This window comes from Pseudomonas sp. PvP089 (assembly GCF_017875165.1).
GTDB lineage: Bacteria > Pseudomonadota > Gammaproteobacteria > Pseudomonadales > Pseudomonadaceae > Aquipseudomonas > Aquipseudomonas fortuita.
Genome location: NZ_JAGGME010000001.1, coordinates 226,183 through 247,373 on the forward strand (window position 1 = coordinate 226,183; position 21,191 = coordinate 247,373).

Sequence of the window (21,191 nt, forward strand, 5' to 3'; positions counted from 1 at the left end):
GGTTCGGCCCTTTCGCGCCGAACCGCCGCGAAGGCTCCAGCATCGAATCAAAGCCATACTGCATCCCAGTGTGGATATTCCCGGACACTTCTGACCAATCCAGCCCTCAATGGATTGGCAACAATGTACCGGGCTACATGCACCATGCTTTCCTCCCTTCTCAATGACCGGTCCTGATACCCAGGCTGCCATACCGGGTCATGCTTAACCCCTGCCTGATGTAATGCGAGACTGGAGCGGGACTTGAACCTGCGCATCAGGGTAGCCAGTGTTGTTCCTTTCAGCTCGATCAGCCAATGCAGATGGTCTGGCATCAGCACCCACGCCAGTGAGCGGCAGGCGTGCTCTTGATCGGCTTGCCGCAATTGGTGAATGACTAACCGGGCATGGTGGAAGTCATCGAATAGCGGCTTGCGCTGATGGGTAACAGTGGTCAGCAGATACAGCCTGCCAAGTTCTGAATAGCGACCACGACGAAGCAGATGGGATTGGGCCCTGGGCATCAGGTTCTTCCTTGAATAGAGATCAACATCCCAAGGTAGTGGCTGTGTTGCACCCCCAGGGAAGCAGATGATTTCTGGATATGGCAGGACCGGCCCTTTCGCGGGTGAACCCGCTCCCACAGGTACTGCACAGGATTCAGCCTATGCACGATCTCTGTGGGAGCGGGTTCACCCGCGAAGAGGCCGGCACAGGCTGTGAAAATGCCGGAGTGATGCGCGTCAGTGATGTTTATCGAACCCTGAACTACGCTCACAGTCGCATTCCACAAATCATTTGTGCACAAGCAAGGAGCCAGCATGGCGTTGATACGTCCGTTGTCGGTCGTCTGCCTGGGGCTGCTTTACATGCTCACTGGCTGTAGCAAGGAAGAGGTCCCCGAGACGCTGCCTCGGGTTGGTGTGCAGCAGGTCCAGCCCACCGACTTCGCTGCCCGGGTTACCCTGACCGGCGACGTACAGGCGCGGGTGCAGACCGACCTGTCATTCCGGGTTGGCGGCAAGATCATTTCGCGCAGCGTGGACGTGGGCGATCACGTGAAGGCCAACCAGGTGCTGGCCCGGCTGGACCCGAAAGACCTGCAGAACAACGTCAACTCGGCCAAGGCCGAGGTGTTTGCCGCGCAGGCGCGGGTTACCCAGACCAGCGCGGCCTTTGTGCGCCAGCAAAAACTGTTGCCCAAGGGCTACACCAGCCAGAGCGAGTACGATTCCGCCGAAGCCGCGCTGCGCAGTAACCAGAGCGCGCTCAAGGCCGCCCAGGCGCAACTGGCTAACGCCAACGAACAACTCAGCTATACCGCACTGGTCTCCGAGGCCGCCGGGGTCATCACCGAGCGCCAGGCCGAGGTTGGCCAGGTGGTGCAGGCGACCATGCCAATCTTCAGCCTGGCCACTGACGGCGACCGCGATGCAGTGTTCAACGTCTACGAATCACTGCTGGTAGCGCCGCCCAGCGATGCGGGGGTGATCGTCAGCCTGCTGGACGACCCCAAGGTCCAGGCGCATGGCTTCGTGCGCGAGATCACGCCCACGGTGTCTGCGCAAAGCGGCACGGTGCAGGTCAAGGTAGGCCTGAAGGACGTACCAGCAGGTATGCAACTGGGCGCACCCGTGACCGCCACCACCAATGCTCAGGGCCGGCCCAGCATCGAGCTGCCGTGGTCGGCACTGACCAAGGCCCTGCATGACCCCGCCGTGTGGGTGGTGGGCGAGGGCGACAAGGTGGAATTGCGCAAAGTCGAAGTCAGCCGTTACCTCACCGGCAAGATTGTGGTCGCCAGTGGCCTGAAGGGCGGTGAAACCGTGGTGGTCACGGGTGGGCAGCTGCTGCACCCCGGCATGCAGGTGCAAAAGGTCGACGCCAAGGCCCAAGGGGGTGAGCTATGAAGCGCCTGCTGCTGATGCTGTCGGCCGGCGTATTGCTGGCTGGCTGCAGTAGCGAGGAAGAGGCCCCCGAGCCGGTTCGGCCGGTGCTGTCGGTCAAGGTCGAACCCCAGGTACAGGCGCAACTGGGCCGCTTCGCCGGCAGTATCCAGGCGCGTTTCGAAAGCACCCTGGGCTTCCGGGTTTCCGGGCGCATTGCCCGGCGCTGGCTGGATGTGGGCGCCCAGGTGAAGCCCGGCGACACCTTGGCCACCCTCGACCCCACCGACCAGCAGAACCAGCTGCGCGCCGCCGAAGGCGACCTGGCCAAGGTGCAGGCGCAGTGGATCAACGCCCAGGCCGATGCCCGTCGCCAGCAACAGCTGTATGACCGTGGCGTTGGTGCCCAGGCCCAGCTGGATATCGCCCAGACCAACCTGAAAACCACCAGTGCGGCGCTGGAGCAGGCGCGCTCTGCGCTCAGCCAGGCTCGCGACCAGCTCGACTACAGCACCTTGCGCACCGACCACGCCGCCGTGATCACCGCATGGCAGGCCGAAGCCGGGCAAACCGTTACGGCCGGCCAAGCGGTGGTGACCTTGGCCCGACCGGATGTGAAAGAAGCGGTAATCGACCTGCCGATCGGGCTGGCTGAGCAGTTGAGCAAAGGCCTGACCTTCACCGTTGCCTCGCAACTCGACCCGACCATCAGCACCACGGCCAGCCTGCGCGAACTGGAACCCCAGGCCGACGCCACCACCCGTACCCGCCGCGCCCGCCTGACGCTGGCCAGCACGCCAGCGGCGTTCCACCTGGGCACTGCCATCAGCGTGACCCTGAGTTCTGAAGTGACGCCTCGTAGCGAGCTGCCCTTGAGCGCGTTGCTGGAGCGTGACGGCAAGACTCAGGTGTGGGTGATCGATACGCAGCAGAAGACCGTGGCAACCCGTGACGTGGAGCTGATCGAGCGTACCGCCGACAGCATCGTGCTGACGTCAGGCGTGCAGCCCGGCGAGCGCGTGGTTACCGCGGGTGTGAACAGCCTCAAGCCTGGCCAGAAGGTCACCTTCGACGAGGATGCGCAATGAAAGGAAGCTTCAACCTCTCCGAATGGGCGCTCAAGCACCAGTCATTCGTGTGGTATCTGATGTTCGTTGGCCTGCTGATGGGGATTTTTTCGTACTTCAACCTCGGGCGCGAGGAAGACCCGTCATTCACCATCAAGACCATGGTCATCCAGACCCGCTGGCCCGGCGCGACCCAGGACGAAACCCTGTACCAGGTCACCGACCGCATCGAGAAAAAGCTCGAAGAACTCGACTCGCTCGACTACACCAAGAGCTACACCCGCCCCGGTGAATCCACGGTCTACGTCTACCTGCGCGACACCACCAAGGCCAAGGACATTCCGGATATCTGGTACCAGGTGCGCAAGAAGATCCAGGACATTCGTGGCGAATTCCCGGCGGGCATCCAGGGCCCGGGTTTCAACGACGAATTCGGTGATGTATTCGGCTCGATCTATGCCTTTACCGCCGACGGCCTGACCTTGCGCCAACTGCGTGACTACGTGGAACAGGCCCGGGCCGAGGTGCGCGATGTGCCCAACATCGGCAAGATCGAGCTGGTCGGCACTCAGGACGAAGTGCTGTACCTGAACTTCTCCACCCGCAAGCTGGCCGCCCTGGGCATTGACCAGCGCCAGGTGATGCAGGCCCTGCAATCGCAGAACGCGGTGACCCCGGCTGGCGTCATCGAGGCCGGCCCGGAACGTATTTCGGTGCGTACCTCCGGCCAGTTTGCCTCGGAAAAGGACCTGCAAACCGTCAACCTGAGGATCAACGACCGCTTCTTCCGCCTGGCCGACATCGCCGACATCGAGCGCGGATACGTCGACCCGCCTTCACCGATGTTCCGCTACAACGGCCAGACGGCGTTGGGCCTGGCCATCGGCATGAAGGCCGGTGGCAATATCCAGGTGTTCGGTGAGGCGCTGAAAAAGCGCATGGACAAAGTGGTCCAGGATTTGCCGATAGGTGTCGGCGTACACACCGTGTCGGACCAGTCCGTGGTGGTCAAGCAAGCGGTCGGCGGCTTTACCAGTGCGCTGTTCGAGGCAGTGGTGATTGTGCTGGCCGTCAGTTTTGTCAGCCTCGGCGTGCGTGCGGGCCTGGTGGTGGCCTGTTCGATCCCGCTGGTGCTGGCCATGGTGTTCGTGTTCATGGAGTACAGCGGCATCACCATGCAGCGGATTTCGCTGGGGGCGTTGATCATTGCGCTTGGCCTGCTGGTGGACGATGCGATGATTACCGTGGAGGTGATGGTCACGCGGCTGGAAATGGGCGAAAGCAAGGAGCAGGCGGCGACATTCGCCTACACCTCCACAGCCTTTCCCATGCTGACCGGCACCTTGGTGACCGTGGCGGGTTTTGTGCCTATCGGCCTGAACGCCAGCTCCGCGGGTGAATACACCTTCACCCTGTTCGCGGTGATCGCCGTGGCCCTGATCGTGTCTTGGGTGGTGGCAGTGTTCTTTGCGCCGGTGCTAGGGGTGCATATTCTCAAGAGCGACAAGGTCAAGGCCCATGAGGCCGAGCCTGGCCGTGTCGGGCGGGCATTTGAAGGCGGGTTGCTGTGGTGCATGCGCAACCGCTGGTTGACCATCATCGGTACCGTGGTGCTGTTCGCGCTGGCGCTCTTTTGCATGCGCTTCGTGCAGAACCAGTTCTTCCCGTCCTCGGACCGCCCGGAAATTCTCGTCGACCTCAACCTGCCACAGAACGCCTCGATCGAGGAAACGCGCAAGGTGGTCGACCGCTTCGAGGCGCGGATCAAGGACGACCCGGACCTGGTGCACTGGAGCACTTACATTGGTCAGGGTGCGGTCCGCTTCTACCTGCCCCTCGACCAGCAGTTGCAGAACCCTTACTACGCACAGCTGGTGATTGTCAGCAAAGGCTTCGAAGAGCGCCAGGGCATGATGGAGCGTTTGCAGAAGATCCTGCATGAAGAGTTCGTCGGCATTGGCTCCAATGTGCAGTCGCTGGAAATGGGCCCGCCTGTAGGGCGGCCGATCCAGTACCGGGTCAGTGGTCCTGATATCGATCAGGTGCGCAAGCACGCGATCGAACTGGCCACCTTGCTTGACCAGAACAAGCACATCGGCGAGATGATCTACGACTGGAACGAGCCGGGTAAGGTGCTGCGGGTGGAAATCGCCCAGGACAAGGCACGCCAGCTGGGGCTGTCGTCGGAAGACGTGGCCAATGTGATGAACAGCATCGTCAGTGGCGTGCAGATCACCCAGGTCAACGACAACATCTACCTGGTGGACGTGGTCGCGCGGGCCGAAGACAGTGAGCGCGGCTCGCCCGATACCCTGCAGAACCTGCAGATTCTCACCCCCAATGGTACTTCGATCCCGCTGCTGTCATTCGCTACCGTGCGCTACGAGCTGGAGCAGCCGCTGGTGTGGCGCCGGGATCGCAAGCCGACCATCACCCTCAAGGCTTCGGTCACTGGCGAGATCCAGCCCACCGACCTGGTGGCGCAGCTCAAGCCGAAGATCGATGAGTTCGCCAGCCAGCTGCCGGTCGGTTACGAAGTGGCCACAGGCGGTACGGTGGAGGAGAGCAGCAAGGCCCAGGGCCCGATCGCCAAGGTCATTCCGCTGATGCTGTTCCTGATGGCGACCTTCCTGATGATCCAGCTGCACAGCGTGCAGAAGCTGTTCCTGGTGGTCAGCGTGGCGCCGCTGGGGTTGATCGGTGTAGTGCTGGCGCTGGTGCCCACCGGTACCCCGATGGGCTTCGTGGCGATCCTCGGCATCCTGGCGCTGGCGGGCATCATCATTCGTAACTCGGTGATTCTGGTGACCCAGATCGACGAGTTCGAAGCCCAGGGCTTCTCGCCTTGGGATGCGGTAGTGGAAGCCACCAACCATCGTCGGCGGCCGATCCTGCTGACTGCGGCGGCGGCGAGCCTGGGCATGATCCCGATCGCCCGCGAGGTGTTCTGGGGGCCGATGGCCTACGCCATGATTGGCGGGATCATCGTGGCAACGCTGCTGACGCTGCTGTTCCTGCCGGCGCTGTATGTGGCCTGGTACAAGATTCGTGAGCCGCAGAAACAAAACTGAAGCCTTGTACGGACCCTGTGGGAGCGGGTTCACCCGCGAATGCGACGGTAGCTCCACCCTCGCATTCGCGGGTGAACCCGCTCCCACAGGGCTTTGCGTCGGCTGCTGAATCGCGATTTTTATTTGGTTATATAAACATTCTTAAACAGTATTTTTAAGAATAACTCCGCCTCACTACTATTGCCCTCAAGCCAGGCGCAAATCCCCTTCAAACCTCTGCCCGGCACCCTCACTCCAAGGAGAACGAGCATGAGTGCATCTCTGCGTAGCATCGACGGTCAGGACGAAGCCACCATTCTGCGTGAAATCCAGAGCGCTTTGCGCGACCTGCGGTTTGGTGCGGTGGAGATCACTGTGCACAACGCTCAGGTCGTACAGATCGAGCGCAAGGAGAAGTTCCGCCTGCAACAGCCCGGCAACAAGTCCGGCTGAGCACGCCTTACATCCAAAATTAGAAAAATGCCAATCGGGAGCTTCACCATGTCCATCCGCCGTTATGCGCTCGCCGCCCTGGCCAGTGCTGTTTTTGCCGGTTCCGCCATCGCCAAGGACTACGAACTGCTGAACGTGTCCTACGACCCGACCCGCGAGCTGTATCAGCAGTACAACGCCGAGTTCATCAAGCACTGGGAGCAGGCCCACCCGGGCGACAAGGTGAAGATCCAGCAATCCCATGGCGGCTCGGGCAAGCAGGCCCGTGCGGTGATCGACGGCTTGCGCGCCGACGTGGTGACCCTGGCCCTGGCCGGCGACATCGACGAAGTTGCCAAGCTTGGCAAGACCCTGCCGGACAACTGGCAGACCCGTCTGCCGGACGCCAGCACCCCGTACACCTCGACCATCGTGTTCCTGGTGCGCAAGGGCAACCCGAAAGGCATCAAGGACTGGGGCGACCTGATCAAGAAGGACGTTTCGGTCATCACCCCCAACCCGAAGACTTCCGGCGGTGCGCGCTGGAACTTCCTGGCCGCCTGGGCCTATGGCCTGAAGACCGGTGGTAGCGAAGACAAGGCCAAGGCCTACGTGCAGGAGCTGTTCAAGCACGTACCGGTGCTGGATACCGGCGCCCGTGGCTCGACCATCACCTTCGTCAACAACGGCCAGGGCGACGTGTTGCTGGCCTGGGAAAACGAAGCGTTCCTGGCGCTGAAGGAAGACGGTGGCGCCGACAAGTTCGACATCGTCGTACCTTCGCTGTCGATCCTGGCCGAGCCGCCAGTGGCGGTGGTGGACAAGAACGCCGAGAAGAAGGGCAATACCGAAATTGCCACCGAATACCTCAAGCACCTGTACAGCCCGGCCGGCCAGAAGATTGCCGCCGAAAACTTCTATCGCCCGCGTGACGAGAAGGTCGCTGCCGAGTTCGGCAAGCAATTCCCGAAACTGGACCTGGTAACCATCGACAAGGACTTCGGTGGCTGGAAAACTGCACAACCCAAATTCTTCAATGATGGCGGTGTGTTCGACCAGATCTATCAGGCACAGTAAACGCCAAGGAAAAGCGGGGGCCGCCTTGCGGCCCATTCGCGGCACAAGGCCGCTCCCACAAAGAGCCGCGATCCCCTGTGGAACCGCGATCCCTGTGGAAGCGGCCTTGTGCCGCGAATGGGCTGCAACGCATCCCCAGGATTCAAAAGCTTGCACCGGCCCGGGATTGATTCCGGGCTTAGTGCGTTCAACCAGGGATACTTATGTCACGTCGTATTTCCCCCGTCATACCCGGCTTCGGGCTGACGCTGGGCTACACCTTGGTGTACCTCAGCCTGATCGTGCTGATACCGCTGGCCGCCATGTTCATTCATGCCTCGCAGCTGACCTGGGAGCAGTTCTGGAACATCATCAGTGCGCCGCGGGTGATCGCTGCACTCAAGCTGAGTTTCGGCACCGCCCTGTTCGCCGCCATCATCAACGGGGTGATCGGCACCCTGCTGGCCTGGGTGCTGGTGCGCTACACCTTCCCGGGGCGCAAGATCATCGACGCGATGATCGACCTGCCGTTCGCCCTGCCCACCGCCGTTGCCGGTATCGCCCTGACCGCCCTGTACGCGCCTGCGGGCTGGGTTGGCCAGTTTGCGACCGACCTTGGCTTCAAGATTGCCTACACCCCGTTGGGCATCACCCTGGCGCTGACCTTCGTCACCTTGCCGTTCGTGGTGCGCACGGTGCAGCCGGTGCTGGCCGACATCCCGCGTGAAGTGGAAGAGGCCGCTGCCTGCCTGGGGGCCAAACCGCTGCAGGTGTTCCGCCATATACTGGCGCCAGCGCTGCTGCCGGCCTGGCTCACCGGCTTTGCCCTGGCCTTCGCCCGCGGTGTGGGCGAGTATGGTTCGGTGATCTTCATTGCCGGCAACATGCCGATGAAGACCGAGATCCTGCCGCTGCTGATCATGGTCAAGCTCGACCAGTACGACTACACCGGCGCGACCGCCATCGGCGTGCTGATGCTGGTGGTTTCCTTCATCCTGCTGCTGCTGATCAACCTGCTGCAGCGCCGCATCGAAACCCCTTGAAGGAGGCCGGCATGTCCAGTTCATCCCTGAGTGCAAGCGCCGCCGCCAACGCCGCCCGCCGTGGCAGTGCTACGTCGCGGCGCATTCTTATCGGCCTTGGCTGGCTGGTGTTCGCCCTGTTCCTGCTGCTGCCGCTGGTGATCGTGGTGTCGCAGGCGCTGAAGAACGGTTTTGGCACCTTCTTCGAGGCGATCTTCGAGCCTGACGCCTTGTCGGCGCTGAGGCTGACCCTGCTCGCCGTAGCCATTTCGGTACCGTTGAACCTGGTGTTCGGTGTCAGCGCCGCCTGGTGCGTCAGCAAGTACACGTTCCGTGGCAAAAGTATCCTGGTCACCCTGATCGACCTGCCGTTCTCGGTATCGCCGGTAATCGCCGGCCTGGTCTACGTGCTGATGTTCGGCGCGCAGGGCCTGTTCGGGCCTTGGCTGCAGGACCATGACATCCAGATTGTCTTCGCCCTGCCGGGCATTGTCCTGGCGACCATCTTCGTCACCGTGCCGTTTGTGGCCCGTGAGCTGATCCCGCTGATGCAGGAGCAGGGCACGCAAGAAGAGGAGGCTGCGCGCCTGCTGGGCGCCAATGGCTGGCAGATGTTCTGGCACGTGACCTTGCCCAACATCAAATGGGGCCTGATCTATGGCGTGGTGCTGTGTACTGCACGGGCCATGGGCGAGTTTGGCGCGGTGTCGGTGGTGTCGGGCCACATTCGTGGCGTGACCAATACCTTGCCGCTGCATGTGGAGATCCTCTACAACGAGTACAACCACGTCGCGGCCTTCAGCGTGGCCAGCCTGTTGCTGATCCTGGCGCTCTTCATCCTGCTGCTCAAGCAGTGGAGCGAGAACCGTATTAACCGCCTGCGCCACAGCGCCGCGGAGGAATGATTCATGTCGATCGAAGTTCGTAATGTCAGCAAGCGCTTCAACAGCTTCCAGGCCCTGAACAACATCAACCTGGACATCAACAGCGGCGAGCTGGTGGCGCTGCTTGGCCCGTCCGGCTGTGGCAAGACCACCCTGCTGCGCATCATTGCCGGCCTGGAAACCCCGGACCAGGGCAACATCGTATTCCATGGCGAGGATGTGTCCGGCCACGACGTGCGTGACCGCAACGTCGGTTTCGTGTTCCAGCACTACGCGCTGTTCCGCCACATGAGCGTGTTCGACAACGTCGCCTTCGGCCTGCGCATGAAGCCCAAGGGCGAGCGCCCGAGCGAGAGCAAGATCGCCGAGAAAGTGCACGAGTTGCTGAACATGGTGCAGCTGGACTGGTTGTCCGACCGCTACCCGGAGCAGTTGTCTGGCGGCCAGCGTCAGCGTATTGCCCTGGCCCGCGCCTTGGCAGTGGAGCCCAAGGTGCTGCTGCTGGACGAGCCGTTCGGTGCGCTGGACGCCAAGGTGCGCAAGGAGCTGCGGCGTTGGCTGGCGCGGCTGCACGAGGACATCAACCTGACGTCGGTATTCGTCACCCACGACCAGGAAGAGGCCATGGAAGTGGCTGACCGCATCGTGGTCATGAACAAGGGCGTGATCGAGCAGATCGGCTCGCCGGGCGAGGTGTACGAGCAGCCGGCCAACGATTTTGTCTACCACTTCCTGGGCGACTCCAACCGCCTGGCGCTGAGCGAAGGGCACCATGTGCTGTTCCGCCCGCATGAGGTGTCGTTGTCACGGCATGAGACCGAAGGGCACCATGCTGCCGAGGTGCGGGATATCCGGCCGTTGGGCGCTACCACGCGGGTAACGTTGAAGGTGGAAGGGCAGAGCGAGCTGATCGAGGCCGAGGTGGTCAAGGACCATGACAGCCTGACCGGGTTGGCGCGGGGAGAGACGTTGTTCTTCCGGCCGAAGGTTTGGCAGAAGGTGGCGGATATCTGATCTGCCCTTGATGATGAGAAGCCCGGGCTTGGTCTCGGGCTTTTTTATGCCTGTCGGATTGCCGGGGCTGCTCCGCAGCCCATCGCGACACAAGGCCGCTCCCACAGGGAACTGCAATTTCCTGTGGGAGCGGCCTTGCGTCGCGATCGAGGGCGCAGCCCTCGCGGCAATCTCATGCCTTACGCGAATATTTTGCATGCCCCCAATGCATAGCCTTTAGCCATGAAAGCCGCAGCCCACGCAATCCGTGGCTTTCACGGCCCCCCTCAAAAACAATATTCAATTAAGTTCTAACCATAATTTTAAACATTACTTTAAGAGATAAGCCTCTGGCCCCGATGATTCAGCCACACACCTGAATCGAGACCCCAGGAGTTTGATCAATGGGTAATGTCCAGTCGGCCGTCAGGGCCTACGACCAGCCATGGCGCCCGGCCCCGGGTGACCTGGTCGAGCTTGGACGCACGCTTCGCCTCCCGCTTGGCCAGCTGCGCCTGCAACGCACGCCCGTCAGCGGTCTCAAGCGCCGCGACAAGCTGGTGTTGGGCCTGCTGGTGCTGGCCCTGCATGGCGCCGCAGCGTACTGGGTCAGCCAGGCGCCAACGCCCGAACTGCCGGTGGTGCCGCCACAGGTGCCGCCCATGACTATCGAATTTGCTGCGCCTGCACCGCCTGTGGTCGAGCCTCCGCCGCCAGCGCCCGCGCCGCCCGTGGTCGAGCCACCACCGCCACCACCGGTAGTAGACGAACTGGCCGCCAAGCCCAAACCCAAGCCAAAGCCCGTGCCTAAGCCTGTGGTCAAGCAAGCGCCCAAGCCACAGCCCAAGCCGGTCGAAGCACCACCGCCAGCGCCGGTGGCCGCCCCCGCACCGCCTGCGCCTGCGCCACCCGCGCCGGCCCCGATAACCCCGGCATCGGCCAACGCCGCGTACTTGAAGAACCCGGCACCGGAATACCCGCAAATGGCCCAGCGCCGTGGTTGGGAAGGCACCGTGCTGTTGCGCGTAGAGGTGCTGCCCAGCGGCAAGCCCGGGCAGATCCAGGTACAGAAAAGCAGTGGCCGTGACGCCCTCGACGCTGCCGCGCTGGCCGCGGTCAAGCGCTGGAGCTTCGTACCCGCCAAGCAGGGCGATGTGGCCCAGACCGGCTGGGTCAGCGTGCCGATCGATTTCAAGCTTCGCTAACTATTTCGCAGAACACAGGAAGACATCATCATGAGCCTGCTGGCATCCCCTCTCGAATCCGTTGAAAGCGCAGTCATCTGGCTGCTGGTCGGTTTTTCTGTCGTCACTTGGGGCCTGGCCCTGGTCAAGGTTGCGCAGTTCGTGCGGCTTAAAAACCAGGACAAGCGCTTTCATAAGCAGTTCTGGGCTGCCTCCAGCCTGGACTCGGCCGCTGAACTCAGCCATGAGCTGCCCGGGCCGGCTGCTCGCGTTGCCCAGTCCGGCTACGCCGCGATTGCCGTTGGCGATACCCAGGCCAACGACCTGAGCCACGCCATCAACCACCAGGACCGCCTGGAGCGCGCCTTGCGCCAGCAGATCGTGCGTGAGCGCCGCTCGCTGGAAACCGGCCTGGCGGTGGTCGCCAGTATCGGCAGCACCTCGCCCTTCATCGGCCTGTTCGGCACCGTGTGGGGCATCATGGAAGCGCTCAAGGGCATCAGTGCGGCCGGCTCCGCCAGCCTGGAAACCGTCGCCGGGCCCATCGGTGCGGCACTGGTGGCTACCGGGGTGGGCATCGCCGTCGCGGTGCCTGCGGTGCTGGTGTACAACTACTTCCTGCGTCGCCTCAAGCTGACCGCCGCCGACCTGGATGACTTCGCCCACGACTTCTACAGCCTGGCGCAGAAGAGTGCCTTCCGCGTGCTGGTGCACCCCGCTGTGCAAAAAACCCAGGCTGGTTTCACCCAGCCGGTAAAGGAGGCGTCCTGATATGGCCTTTTCGACCCAGGACAGCGACGAAGTCCTCAGTGAAATCAACGTCACGCCCTTGGTAGACGTCATGCTGGTGTTGCTGGTGGTGTTCATCGTCACCGCGCCGCTGCTGACCAATGCCATCCCCATCAACTTGCCCAAGACCGAGGCCGTTGCCCCGGTGGAGCAGAAGGACCCACTGGTGGTCAGCATCGACGGCGAGGGCAAGCTGTTCATCAACAAGGACCAGATCCAGCCTGACCTGCTGGAGACCAACCTCAAGGCCGCCAAGGACAAGGACGCGAACGTTCGCGTGCAACTGCAGGCCGATGACGGCGTGAACTACGGCGAAGTGGCGCGGGCCATGGCAGCCATCGAACGTGCGGGGATCAGCAAACTGGCGGTGATCACCGCGCGCTGATGGCTGCAAAACTTCTTCAGGCAAGTGACTCACGCAAGTGCGTTGGGGCCATATCTCTTGGCAGGGGTAGGCCCTTTTTTTTGCCTGTGAGGGCCCTGTCGCCGGCAAGCCAGCGCCCCCAGGTATTGTGCTGCCCTCAGGCTTTGTGCAGTCCCTGTGAGAGCTGGCTTGCCGGCGATAGGGCTATCGGCATAAATTACATATAGTTATTAATAAATAGCTTCTTATTCCTTTACGAATATAACTCCCTCCCTATACTTGTCTCCAAGCACGCAAACTACTGGAGGCGTCCCCATGCGCAATGAGTCTATTCGTTACCTGATTGTGCCGGGCTGGCAAGGATCGCCAGACAACCATTGGCAGAGTCACTGGCAGCGTACCCTGCCCAACAGTGCGCGGGTCGAGCAGCACGACTGGCTCACCCCGCAACGTCAGGTCTGGGTGCGGGCGCTGGAGCAGGCGGTTGCCGCCGAGCGTGCGCCGGTGATCCTGATTGCCCACAGCCTTGGCTGCATCACTGTCGCCCATTGGGCCGCGCAGGCCAGCCCGGCCTTGCTGCGCAGGGTGCGTGGTGCACTGCTGGTGGCGCCGGCAGACGTCGAGCGCCCCACCTGCGCGCCAGCCCTGCGTAACTTTGCGCCGATCCCTGGCGAAGCGCTGCCGTTTCCCAGCCAGGTAGTCAGCTCGGACAACGACCCGGCCGTGAGCGTGCCGCGGGCGCTGTACCTGGCCCAGGCATGGGGCGCCGAAGCGGGGTTGCTGAGCAATGCCGGGCACATCAACGTCAAGTCCGGGCATGAGCGCTGGGAACAAGGCTTCGCCTACTTGTATCGCTTGCAGAGCCGGGTTGAGCAGCGCGCACTGCGTCGCGCCTGACACCCCTTGCTGTTTACCGTTTACCTGACGCCCGGCCATTGCAGGCCTGGGGCGGGAGTTCGTCATGACGCTTCAACACCCGTTTGGCCAGCCACTGCTGACCTTCCCTGAGCTGGACAAAAGCCCGCTGAGCATCCGTGCCAAGGCCTTGGTGTTCATCGACCCGCGTTCGCAGCAGTTGCGTGAAGACCTTGAGCGTCTGGCACCGCAACCCTTGCCCGTGCTGATCCGGGGCGAAACCGGCACCGGCAAGGAACTGTTGGCCCGGCAGATCCATCGTGCCAGCGACCGTGGAGGGCTATTCGTGTCGGTCAACTGTGCGGCCATCAGCCCCACTTACGCCGATGCCGAGCTGTTCGGCTATAGCGCCGGCAGCCATGGCGGTACGGCCAGCAGCCGCGCCGGCTGGTTCGGTTCGGCCAACGGCGGCACGCTGTACCTGGATGAGATTGCCGACTTGCCGCTGGCCATCCAGGGCAAGCTGCTGGCGGCCCTGGAAAACCGCGAGGTCACCCGGGTTGGCGCACAGCAGCCACAGCCGGTGGATGTGCGCCTGGTCGCCGCCACCAGCATCGACCTGGCGCGCGTGGTACGTGCCGGGCGTTTCAACGAGCGCCTGTACCAGTACTTGCGCGAGGGTGCGCTGGAACTGCCGCCACTGCGCGAGCGGCCGGGCGATATCCTGCCGCTGGCCGAGTATTTTGTGGGCATCTACAGCGCGCGTCTGCAGCGGCCTGTGCCATTGGTAAGCGAGGCTGCGCAGCAGGTGCTGGAAGCGCATTTCTGGCCTGGCAATACCCGCGAACTGGAGAACGTCATTCACTTTGCCTTGCTGGTGAATGACGGCGCAGAGATCCAGCCTGAGGACCTCGACTTGCCCAACACCGCGGGCTAGACATCGCTCATAAGCAAAGTGGCTGGTGGCATTTTGTTTTTGGAATAAGCAGCTAAATAAAAGATATTGTTACGGAATAAAAAATCTAGGTATTGTCCGCCTCACGCCCGCTGGTGAACCGGTTGGGCACCCGATTCGCCATCGCCGATGGCCCAGATTCAGAACAAGGACCACCATGAAGAAGACCCTGCTGACCACCGCCCTGGCCGCTGCCCTGTCGTTCTCAGGCCTGGCCGCCGCCGCCGAGAAACTGGTGGTTGCCGCTACCCCGGTACCCCACGCCGAGATTCTTGAGCTGATCAAGCCTGCTCTGGCCAAGGAAGGCGTGGACCTGGAAATCAAGGTCTTCACCGACTACGTGCAGCCGAACGTGCAGGTGGACCAGAAGCGCCTTGACGCCAACTACTTCCAGACCCTGCCTTACCTGAAGAGCTTCAACGAAGGTAAGGGCACGCACCTGGAAACGGTGATCGGCGTACACGTCGAACCCTTCGGTGGCTACTCGAAGAAGATCAAGAACCTGTCTGAGCTGAAGGAAGGCGCTACTGTGGCCATCCCTAACGAAGGCAGCAACAGCGGCCGCGCCCTGATCCTGCTGCAGAAGGCTGGCCTGATCACCCTGAAAGACCCGAAGAATGCCCTGGCCACCCCCAAGGACATTGCCGAAAACCCGAAAAAGCTGAAGTTCCGCGAGCTTGAGTCGGCCATGCTGCCGCGTGTGCTGGACCAGGTTGACCTGGACATGATCAACACCAACTACGCGCTGGAAGCCGGCCTGAACCCGGCCAAGGATGCGCTGGTGATCGAAGGCGCTGACTCGCCATACGTGAACTTCCTGGTTGCCCGCCCGGACAACAAGGACAGCGAAGCCATCCAGAAACTGGCCAAGGCCCTGACCAGCCCGGAAGTGAAGGAATTCATTGCCAAGAAGTATCAGGGGGCTGTGCTGCCGGCGTTCTGATTCGCTTGCGATACCCTGCATAACCCAACGCCGACACCCCTGTGTCGGCGTTTTTGTTTCTGTATCTTGGGCCGCTTTGCGGCCCAATCGCGACGCAAGGCCGCTCCCACATGGGTTCGGCGTACGCGGGCCATTGTGGGAGCGGCCTTGCGTCGCGATTGGGCTGCAAAGCAGCCCCAGGATGTATGCCCGGTGAAAAATGCTTGGTGATATGCATATGCAATAAAGGTATTTATTAAAAATTTTTTAGATCATTAGAGTCTAGCAATCGTGCCCCGCGCACCCTGCAGACTTGCTCTACCCATGACCCTCGACACCGCATTCATCCTCAGCACGTTACCCGCCTTCCTCAAGGCCGTGGGCGTGACCTTGCAGGTAGGCCTGATCGCCATTGCCACCTCGCTACTGGTCGCCCTGGTCAATGCCACGCTGCTGGTACTACGCACCCCCTACCTGTGGCGACTGGTCAAAGCCTACGTGGAGCTGGCGCGCAACACGCCGCTGCTGATCCAGCTGTTCTTCGTCTATTTCGCCTTGCCGAGCCTGGGGCTGAAAATTTCCGGTTTCAGCGCAGCGATCATCACCATGACCTTCATGGGCGGTGCCTATCTCACCGAGGTGTTGCGGGCCGGCATCGAGGCCGTGCCGCGCGCCCAGCTCGAATCCGGGCGCTCCATCGGCCTGTCCGAGGGCCAGCTACTGCGCCATGTGGTGCTGCCCCAGGCCACTATCCTCAGCTTGCCGGCACTGTTTGCCAATTTCATCTTCCTGCTCAAGGAAACCACCGTGGTGTCGGCGGTGGCCGTGCCGGAAATCCTCTATACCACCAAGAACTACATCGCGCTGTACTACAAGACCTACGAAATGCTCACCGTGCTGACCTTGCTCTGCGTGCTGCTGTTCCTGCCGCTGTCGTTGCTGCTGCGCTACGTGGAAAGGAGGCTGCAACATGGCCAGTTCGGCATCTGAACTGTTGCTGCAGGCGTTGCCGCAGCTGGCTGGCGGCGCCGCGCAGACCTTGGCCATCTCGGCGCTGGGCATCCTGTTCGCAACGCTGGGTGGCGTGCTGTACGGCGTGCTGGCAACCGTGGGCAACCGTGCCCTGAACATCGTCTTGCAGGTGTACCTGGAGCTGTTCCGCGCCATCCCGGTGCTGGTCTGGCTGTACCTGGTGTTCTTTGGCCTGCCGATCTTCTTTGCCCTGAGCATCCCCAGCTTCTGGTGCGCCGTGCTGGTTTTGGCCCTGTGGGGCGCCAGCGAGGTGGGCGAGGTAGTGCGCGGTGCATTGGCATCGCTGCCACGTGGCCAGCGCGAGGCCGGGCTGTCGATCGGCCTGGCCGGCTGGCAGCTGTATGGCTACGTGTTGCTGCCCCAGGCACTCAAGCGCATGACCCCGCCGACCATCAACATCTACACGCGGATCATCAAGACCAGCTCGCTGGCGGTGCTGATCGGCGTGGTCGAGGTGATCAAGGCCGGCCAGCAGATCATCGAACGCACCTACGAATCGGTGCTGATCTACGGCGCCTTGTTCCTGTTCTTCTTCATCATCTGTTATCCGCTGTCCGCCGCTTCGCGCGTGCTGGAACGCCGCTGGGCACACTCATGAGCGCATTGATCGAATTCCAGGGTTTCAACAAGTTTTTTGCCGAGCACCAGGTGCTCAAGGACGTCGACCTCAAGGTGGCGGCCGGCGAAGTGGTGGTCATCCTCGGCCCCAGCGGTTGCGGCAAGAGCACGCTGCTGCGCTGCCTGAACGGCCTGGAGCAGGCCCACAGTGGCCACCTGCGGCTGGGCGGGCTAGAGCTGCTTGACCCGCGCACCGACTGGCGCCACGTCCGCCAGCGGGTGGGCATGGTGTTCCAGAGCTATCACCTGTTCGGCCACATGAGCGTGATCGACAACCTGCTGCTTGGCCCGCTCAAGGTACAAAAACGCGAACGCGCCGAGGCCCAGGCCCAGGCCGAGGCGCTGCTGGCGCGGGTCGGCCTGCTGGACAAACGCGACGCCTTCCCCCGGCAATTGTCCGGCGGCCAGCAACAGCGCATCGCCATCGTGCGCGCACTGTGCATGAACCCCGAGGTGATGCTGTTCGACGAGGTTACCGCCGCCCTCGACCCGGAAATGGTCAAGGAGGTGCTGCAAGTGATCCAGGGCCTGGCCCGCGACGGCATGACCTTGCTCATCGTTACCCACGAAATGGCCTTCGCTCGCGCGGTGGCCGACCGCATCGTGTTCATGGAGGCCGGCAGGATCCTTGAACAAGGCGACCCCGAGAGCTTCTTCACCAAACCGCAGACCGCACGCGCGCAGCAGTTCCTGGAGAAATTCTCCTTCGTAGAAAGCCTGCCAAAGACACTGCACAAGGAACTGTCATGAAAACTGCCAACCTCACCAAACTGCTGGCGCCGTTGTTCGGCCTGGCCCTGCTCGCCGGTTGCAACAAGGCCGAAGAACCGCCCAAGCCGGCAGCGGCGTCGCCAGCCACCAGCTACCTGGAAACCATCAAGGCCCGCGACAAGCTGATTGTCGGGGTGTTCACCGACAAACCGCCGTTTGGCTTCGTCGATGAAAAAGGCCGCTATGTGGGCTTTGACACTGACATCGGCCGGCGCCTGGCCAAGGACCTGCTGGGTGATGAAAACAAGGTCGAGTTCGTTGCCGTGGAACCGGCCAGCCGTATTCCGTTCCTGCAGAGCGACAAGGTCGATCTGATCCTCGCCAACATGACCGTCACCCCGGAGCGCAAGGAAGCGGTGGACTTCACCAACCCCAACCTGCGCGTTGCCGTGCAGGCCATCGTTGCAGATGGCAGCCCGGTGCAGAAGCTTGACGACCTGGCCGACAAAACCATCATCGTCACCACCGGCACCACGGCCGACATCTGGCTGACCAAGCACCACCCTGAGTGGAAACTGCTCAAGTTCGAGAAGAACAGCGAGTCGCTGCAAGCCCTGGCCACTGGCCGTGGCGATGCCTATGCCCAGGACAACCTGATCCTGTTCAGCTGGGCCAAGCAGAACCCGGGCTACCGCGTGCTGCCGCAGCTGCTGGGTGACGAAGCGCCGATTGCGCCAGCGGTCAAGAAGGGCAACACCGAGCTGCGTGACTGGGTGAATGCCGAGCTGGCCAAGCTGGGGGAAGAGAAGTTTCTGCTGAAACTGTATGACCAGTATGTGCGCAAGGAACTGAGCGATGACACCAAGCCGGAAAGCGTGATTGTCGAAGGGGGCAAGTGGCAGGGCTGACCGTGTAATTGGGGCCGCTTTGCGGCCCCATCGATCACCCACCCGGTACCAGCCTCAGGGTACTCTGCGCCGGAATCACCCCCATCTGCGCCCGCTCATACTGCCCCTGCACATACCCCTTGGCCTGGTCTGCATAATGCCTGTCGAACGGCACGCCACTCTGCCCGACCGGGTTGATGGTCAGTGCCTGCCCGGCATCGGCAAAGTCGATCAGCCGCCGCGTCGACGGCCCATAGGTCACCGGCCATGGCGCCGGGCCGATCTTCGCCGAGAGGTTGTTGGGCACTTCATGGGTACCGGGGGCGGCGAACGGCCCGACGTTGAACAGCAGGTTCAGCGGCTTTTTTACCCCCAGCGGGTGGTTGTGGGTCAGGGTATGCGCCTTGCCCCATTGCCAGCGGGCCGGGTCGCTGCCCAGGGCGTCACGCAAGTGCTTCAAGCTGCTCTGCCAAGCCGTGCGCACGACTGCGGTACGGTCGGTACGCTGGTTGCCACCGCGGGTGTTCCACCAGGGTGAGTCGGCATCCGCGGCCAGGCGTGGCAAGGCGGCGTCGATGGCGCGGGTGCTGATCAGTACCGGGAACCACGTGTCGCCCAGTTCGTCATGCAGGGCCGCGAATGCCAGTTCGTAGAGGAACTGGTTGAACAACGTGGCGCTGGTCGAGTCCAGCGGGTAGTCGCCGCGCCAGGCAGCCAGCTGCTCGACCAGCTCCTTTTCTTCGTCACCTTCGGCCACCGCGCGCAGCGTTGCCAGCAGCGGTGCAAGTGTGCGTGGACCGTGATCGCTGGCCGTGTCCAGCTGCAGTGCCTGGCTGTTCTGCGTATCCCATTTCACATCAGGGTTGGCCAGCTGTCGGTCGAGTTGGCGGCCACGGTCGGGCAGGTTGTAGTAACCCGGTATCGGCACCGCTGCCGGCGGCTGGTAGTTGGCCGAGACGATATAGCCGCGGGCCGGGTTTTCCTGCTGCGGGTTAACGTTGAAAGGGTAGAAACCGAGCTTGTCGGCCTGCGCGCTGGCACCGTCGAGGATGAATGCCGGGTCGACGCCGTCGGGGCGGATTGGCAGCTTTGCCGCCGCCCACCAACCGATATCGCCACCCGCATTGGCCCAGACAAAGTTAAGCCCCGGCGCGTGAACCTTGGCAGCGGCATCGCGCATCTTGCCCAGGGTATCGGCACGGTTGAGCTGGTAGAAACCTTCGAGGATCGGGTTTTCGGTTTCCAGAAACGCCCACCACATGGCGATTGGCGTTGACCCGGCCGTGGCGCCCAGCACGTCGTTGACGATCGGGCCATGGGGCGAGCGGCGCAGGCTGAGGGTCACCGGCGCTTCGCCTTTCACCGCGATCTGCTGTTCGGTCTTTTGCAACGCCTGCCATTTGCCGTCGACCATGACCTGGTTGGGGTCGGCAGGGTTGGTGCGCTCGGCGATCAGATCGAGGTCGTCGTTCTGGAACATGGTCAGGCTCCAGCCGAAGTCGCGGTTATGGCCCAGCAAGGCGAACGGGTTGAGCGCCTGGAAGTAGCCATACAGGTTGAAGCCGGGTGCTGACAGTTCGGCCTCGTACCACACCGCGGGCACCGCGAAGCCGATATGCGGGTCGCCGGCCAGCAGCGGCTTGCCACTGCGGGTATGGCTGCCGGCCACTGCCCAGGCGTTGCTGCCTTCGAACTGCGGGATACCGGCCTCGCCCAGTGCGTCATGGCTGAGCCGGGCGAGGGCCTCCAGGCTTTGCCAATCGGCAGCGGCCAGTGGTGTGCCGAGGGCGCCTTCGGGCTGCCAACCGAGGTCGAAGATGTTCAGGTATTCAGGCCCCAGCTGGTCGCGGATGTAGGTCAGTGCGGGCTCGGTGCGAAACGCGGCCGCGAAGCTGTAGGCCAGGTAACCGGCGATGCTCAGAGTGTCTTCGGCGGTGAACGGACGCGGCGTGATGCCGAGCAGGTCGAACTCCATGGGCTTGGGATGGCTGGCCTGCCAGCTGTTGACCCCGTCGAGGTAGGCTTGCAGGGCCTGCCAGGCAGGTGACTGCGGGTCCTGACGGCTGGCCATCAGGGCGGCCTGCTCGCGAATGCGCAGGCTGCGGAACAGGGTGTCGGTGGGTAGCAGCTTGTCGCCAAGCACCTCGGCCAGTTCGCCACGGGCCAGGCGCCGCATTATCTCCATCTGGAACAGCCGGTCCTGGGCATGCACATAGCCCAGGGCGCGATACAGGTCTGGCTCGCTCTGCGCTTGCAGGTGCGGCACGCCGCGGGCGTCGTAGCGCACGCTGACCGGCGCTTGCAGGCCGGCCATAGCCACCTCGCCCTCGCGCTGTGGCAGTTTGCCCTGCACGTACCAGTAACCGACGCCAGCGGCTACGGCCACAACCACGGCCAACAGGGTCAGGCTGCGCTTCATGCAGACTCCTTGTGCGTTCAAGCAGAAAATGTGGTCCGATCATCGGTGGATTCGCGAACAGAGCATAGCCCCCAGGAAGGAGTTTC

Annotated in this window: 20 protein-coding genes; 18 read left to right on the plus strand and 2 right to left on the minus strand. The window is 62.6% G+C overall.

The window, feature by feature from the left end; genetic code table 11:
* Positions 1-47 precede the first annotated feature (47 nt).
* Positions 48-503: a transposase gene (locus tag J3A71_RS01080; protein ID WP_023047984.1), complete on the minus strand. Its 456-nt coding sequence runs from the start codon at positions 501-503 to the stop codon at positions 48-50.
* Between the two features lie 297 nt (positions 504-800).
* Here J3A71_RS01080 and J3A71_RS01085 point away from each other — a divergent pair, with 297 nt between their 5' ends.
* The 18 genes from J3A71_RS01085 (at position 801) to J3A71_RS01170 (ending at position 18,707) form a co-directional block, all read left to right on the plus strand.
* Positions 801-1,889, plus strand: coding sequence for an efflux RND transporter periplasmic adaptor subunit (locus J3A71_RS01085; RefSeq protein ID WP_016489719.1), 1,089 nt, complete (start codon positions 801-803; stop codon positions 1,887-1,889).
* Positions 1,886-2,953, plus strand: coding sequence for an efflux RND transporter periplasmic adaptor subunit (locus tag J3A71_RS01090; protein WP_016489718.1), 1,068 nt, complete (start codon positions 1,886-1,888; stop codon positions 2,951-2,953). Before J3A71_RS01085 ends, J3A71_RS01090 begins: the two co-directional genes overlap by 4 nt.
* Positions 2,950-6,003 (plus strand): efflux RND transporter permease subunit, encoded by a 3,054-nt coding sequence (locus tag J3A71_RS01095; protein WP_016489717.1) that lies wholly within the window; start codon positions 2,950-2,952, stop codon positions 6,001-6,003. The genes J3A71_RS01090 and J3A71_RS01095 overlap by 4 nt, the downstream gene beginning before the upstream one ends.
* Before the next feature lie 249 nt (positions 6,004-6,252).
* On the plus strand, positions 6,253-6,435 hold the full coding sequence (gene oscA, locus J3A71_RS01100) for a sulfur starvation response protein OscA (RefSeq protein ID WP_016489716.1): 183 nt from the start codon (positions 6,253-6,255) through the stop codon (positions 6,433-6,435).
* A 48-nt stretch (positions 6,436-6,483) separates the two neighbouring features.
* Positions 6,484-7,491 carry a sulfate ABC transporter substrate-binding protein gene (locus J3A71_RS01105; RefSeq protein ID WP_096426891.1) on the plus strand — a complete coding sequence of 336 codons (1,008 nt, stop codon included), beginning with the start codon at positions 6,484-6,486 and terminating at the stop codon, positions 7,489-7,491.
* 203 nt (positions 7,492-7,694) lie between these two features.
* A complete protein-coding gene (cysT, locus tag J3A71_RS01110; RefSeq protein WP_012274724.1) occupies positions 7,695-8,513 on the plus strand; it encodes a sulfate ABC transporter permease subunit CysT in 819 nt (272 codons plus the stop codon).
* 11 nt (positions 8,514-8,524) lie between these two features.
* The gene (gene cysW, locus J3A71_RS01115; protein ID WP_016489714.1) at positions 8,525-9,397 is read left to right on the plus strand and encodes a sulfate ABC transporter permease subunit CysW; all 873 of its coding nucleotides are present in this window, start codon (positions 8,525-8,527) and stop codon (positions 9,395-9,397) included.
* A gap of 3 nt (positions 9,398-9,400) precedes the next feature.
* Complete coding sequence (locus J3A71_RS01120; protein WP_016489713.1) at positions 9,401-10,390, plus strand: sulfate ABC transporter ATP-binding protein; 990 nt, start codon at positions 9,401-9,403, stop codon at positions 10,388-10,390.
* Between the two features lie 383 nt (positions 10,391-10,773).
* Positions 10,774-11,574, plus strand: coding sequence for an energy transducer TonB (locus J3A71_RS01125; RefSeq protein WP_012274721.1), 801 nt, complete (start codon positions 10,774-10,776; stop codon positions 11,572-11,574).
* A 30-nt stretch (positions 11,575-11,604) separates the two neighbouring features.
* Positions 11,605-12,324 (plus strand): MotA/TolQ/ExbB proton channel family protein, encoded by a 720-nt coding sequence (locus tag J3A71_RS01130; RefSeq protein ID WP_060516819.1) that lies wholly within the window; start codon positions 11,605-11,607, stop codon positions 12,322-12,324.
* A gap of 1 nt (position 12,325) precedes the next feature.
* The gene (locus tag J3A71_RS01135) at positions 12,326-12,727 is read left to right on the plus strand and encodes a biopolymer transporter ExbD (protein ID WP_016489711.1); all 402 of its coding nucleotides are present in this window, start codon (positions 12,326-12,328) and stop codon (positions 12,725-12,727) included.
* A 294-nt stretch (positions 12,728-13,021) separates the two neighbouring features.
* Positions 13,022-13,603: an alpha/beta hydrolase gene (locus J3A71_RS01140; RefSeq protein ID WP_096426890.1), complete on the plus strand. Its 582-nt coding sequence runs from the start codon at positions 13,022-13,024 to the stop codon at positions 13,601-13,603.
* A gap of 64 nt (positions 13,604-13,667) precedes the next feature.
* A complete protein-coding gene (locus J3A71_RS01145; protein ID WP_016489709.1) occupies positions 13,668-14,498 on the plus strand; it encodes a sigma 54-interacting transcriptional regulator in 831 nt (276 codons plus the stop codon).
* Between the two features lie 175 nt (positions 14,499-14,673).
* Positions 14,674-15,459 (plus strand): MetQ/NlpA family ABC transporter substrate-binding protein, encoded by a 786-nt coding sequence (locus J3A71_RS01150; protein ID WP_016489708.1) that lies wholly within the window; start codon positions 14,674-14,676, stop codon positions 15,457-15,459.
* A gap of 303 nt (positions 15,460-15,762) precedes the next feature.
* Entirely contained in the window at positions 15,763-16,428 is a 666-nt protein-coding gene (locus tag J3A71_RS01155; protein WP_016489707.1) for an amino acid ABC transporter permease, read from the plus strand.
* The gene (locus tag J3A71_RS01160; RefSeq protein ID WP_016489706.1) at positions 16,409-17,068 is read left to right on the plus strand and encodes an amino acid ABC transporter permease; all 660 of its coding nucleotides are present in this window, start codon (positions 16,409-16,411) and stop codon (positions 17,066-17,068) included. Before J3A71_RS01155 ends, J3A71_RS01160 begins: the two co-directional genes overlap by 20 nt.
* Positions 17,065-17,838 (plus strand): amino acid ABC transporter ATP-binding protein, encoded by a 774-nt coding sequence (locus J3A71_RS01165; protein ID WP_096426889.1) that lies wholly within the window; start codon positions 17,065-17,067, stop codon positions 17,836-17,838. The genes J3A71_RS01160 and J3A71_RS01165 overlap by 4 nt, the downstream gene beginning before the upstream one ends.
* Entirely contained in the window at positions 17,835-18,707 is an 873-nt protein-coding gene (locus J3A71_RS01170; RefSeq protein ID WP_016489704.1) for a transporter substrate-binding domain-containing protein, read from the plus strand. The genes J3A71_RS01165 and J3A71_RS01170 overlap by 4 nt, the downstream gene beginning before the upstream one ends.
* Before the next feature lie 34 nt (positions 18,708-18,741).
* On the opposite strand, the gene J3A71_RS01175 is transcribed toward J3A71_RS01170, so the two are convergent.
* Complete coding sequence (locus tag J3A71_RS01175; protein WP_096426888.1) at positions 18,742-21,105, minus strand: penicillin acylase family protein; 2,364 nt, start codon at positions 21,103-21,105, stop codon at positions 18,742-18,744.
* Positions 21,106-21,191: the final 86 nt, after the last annotated feature.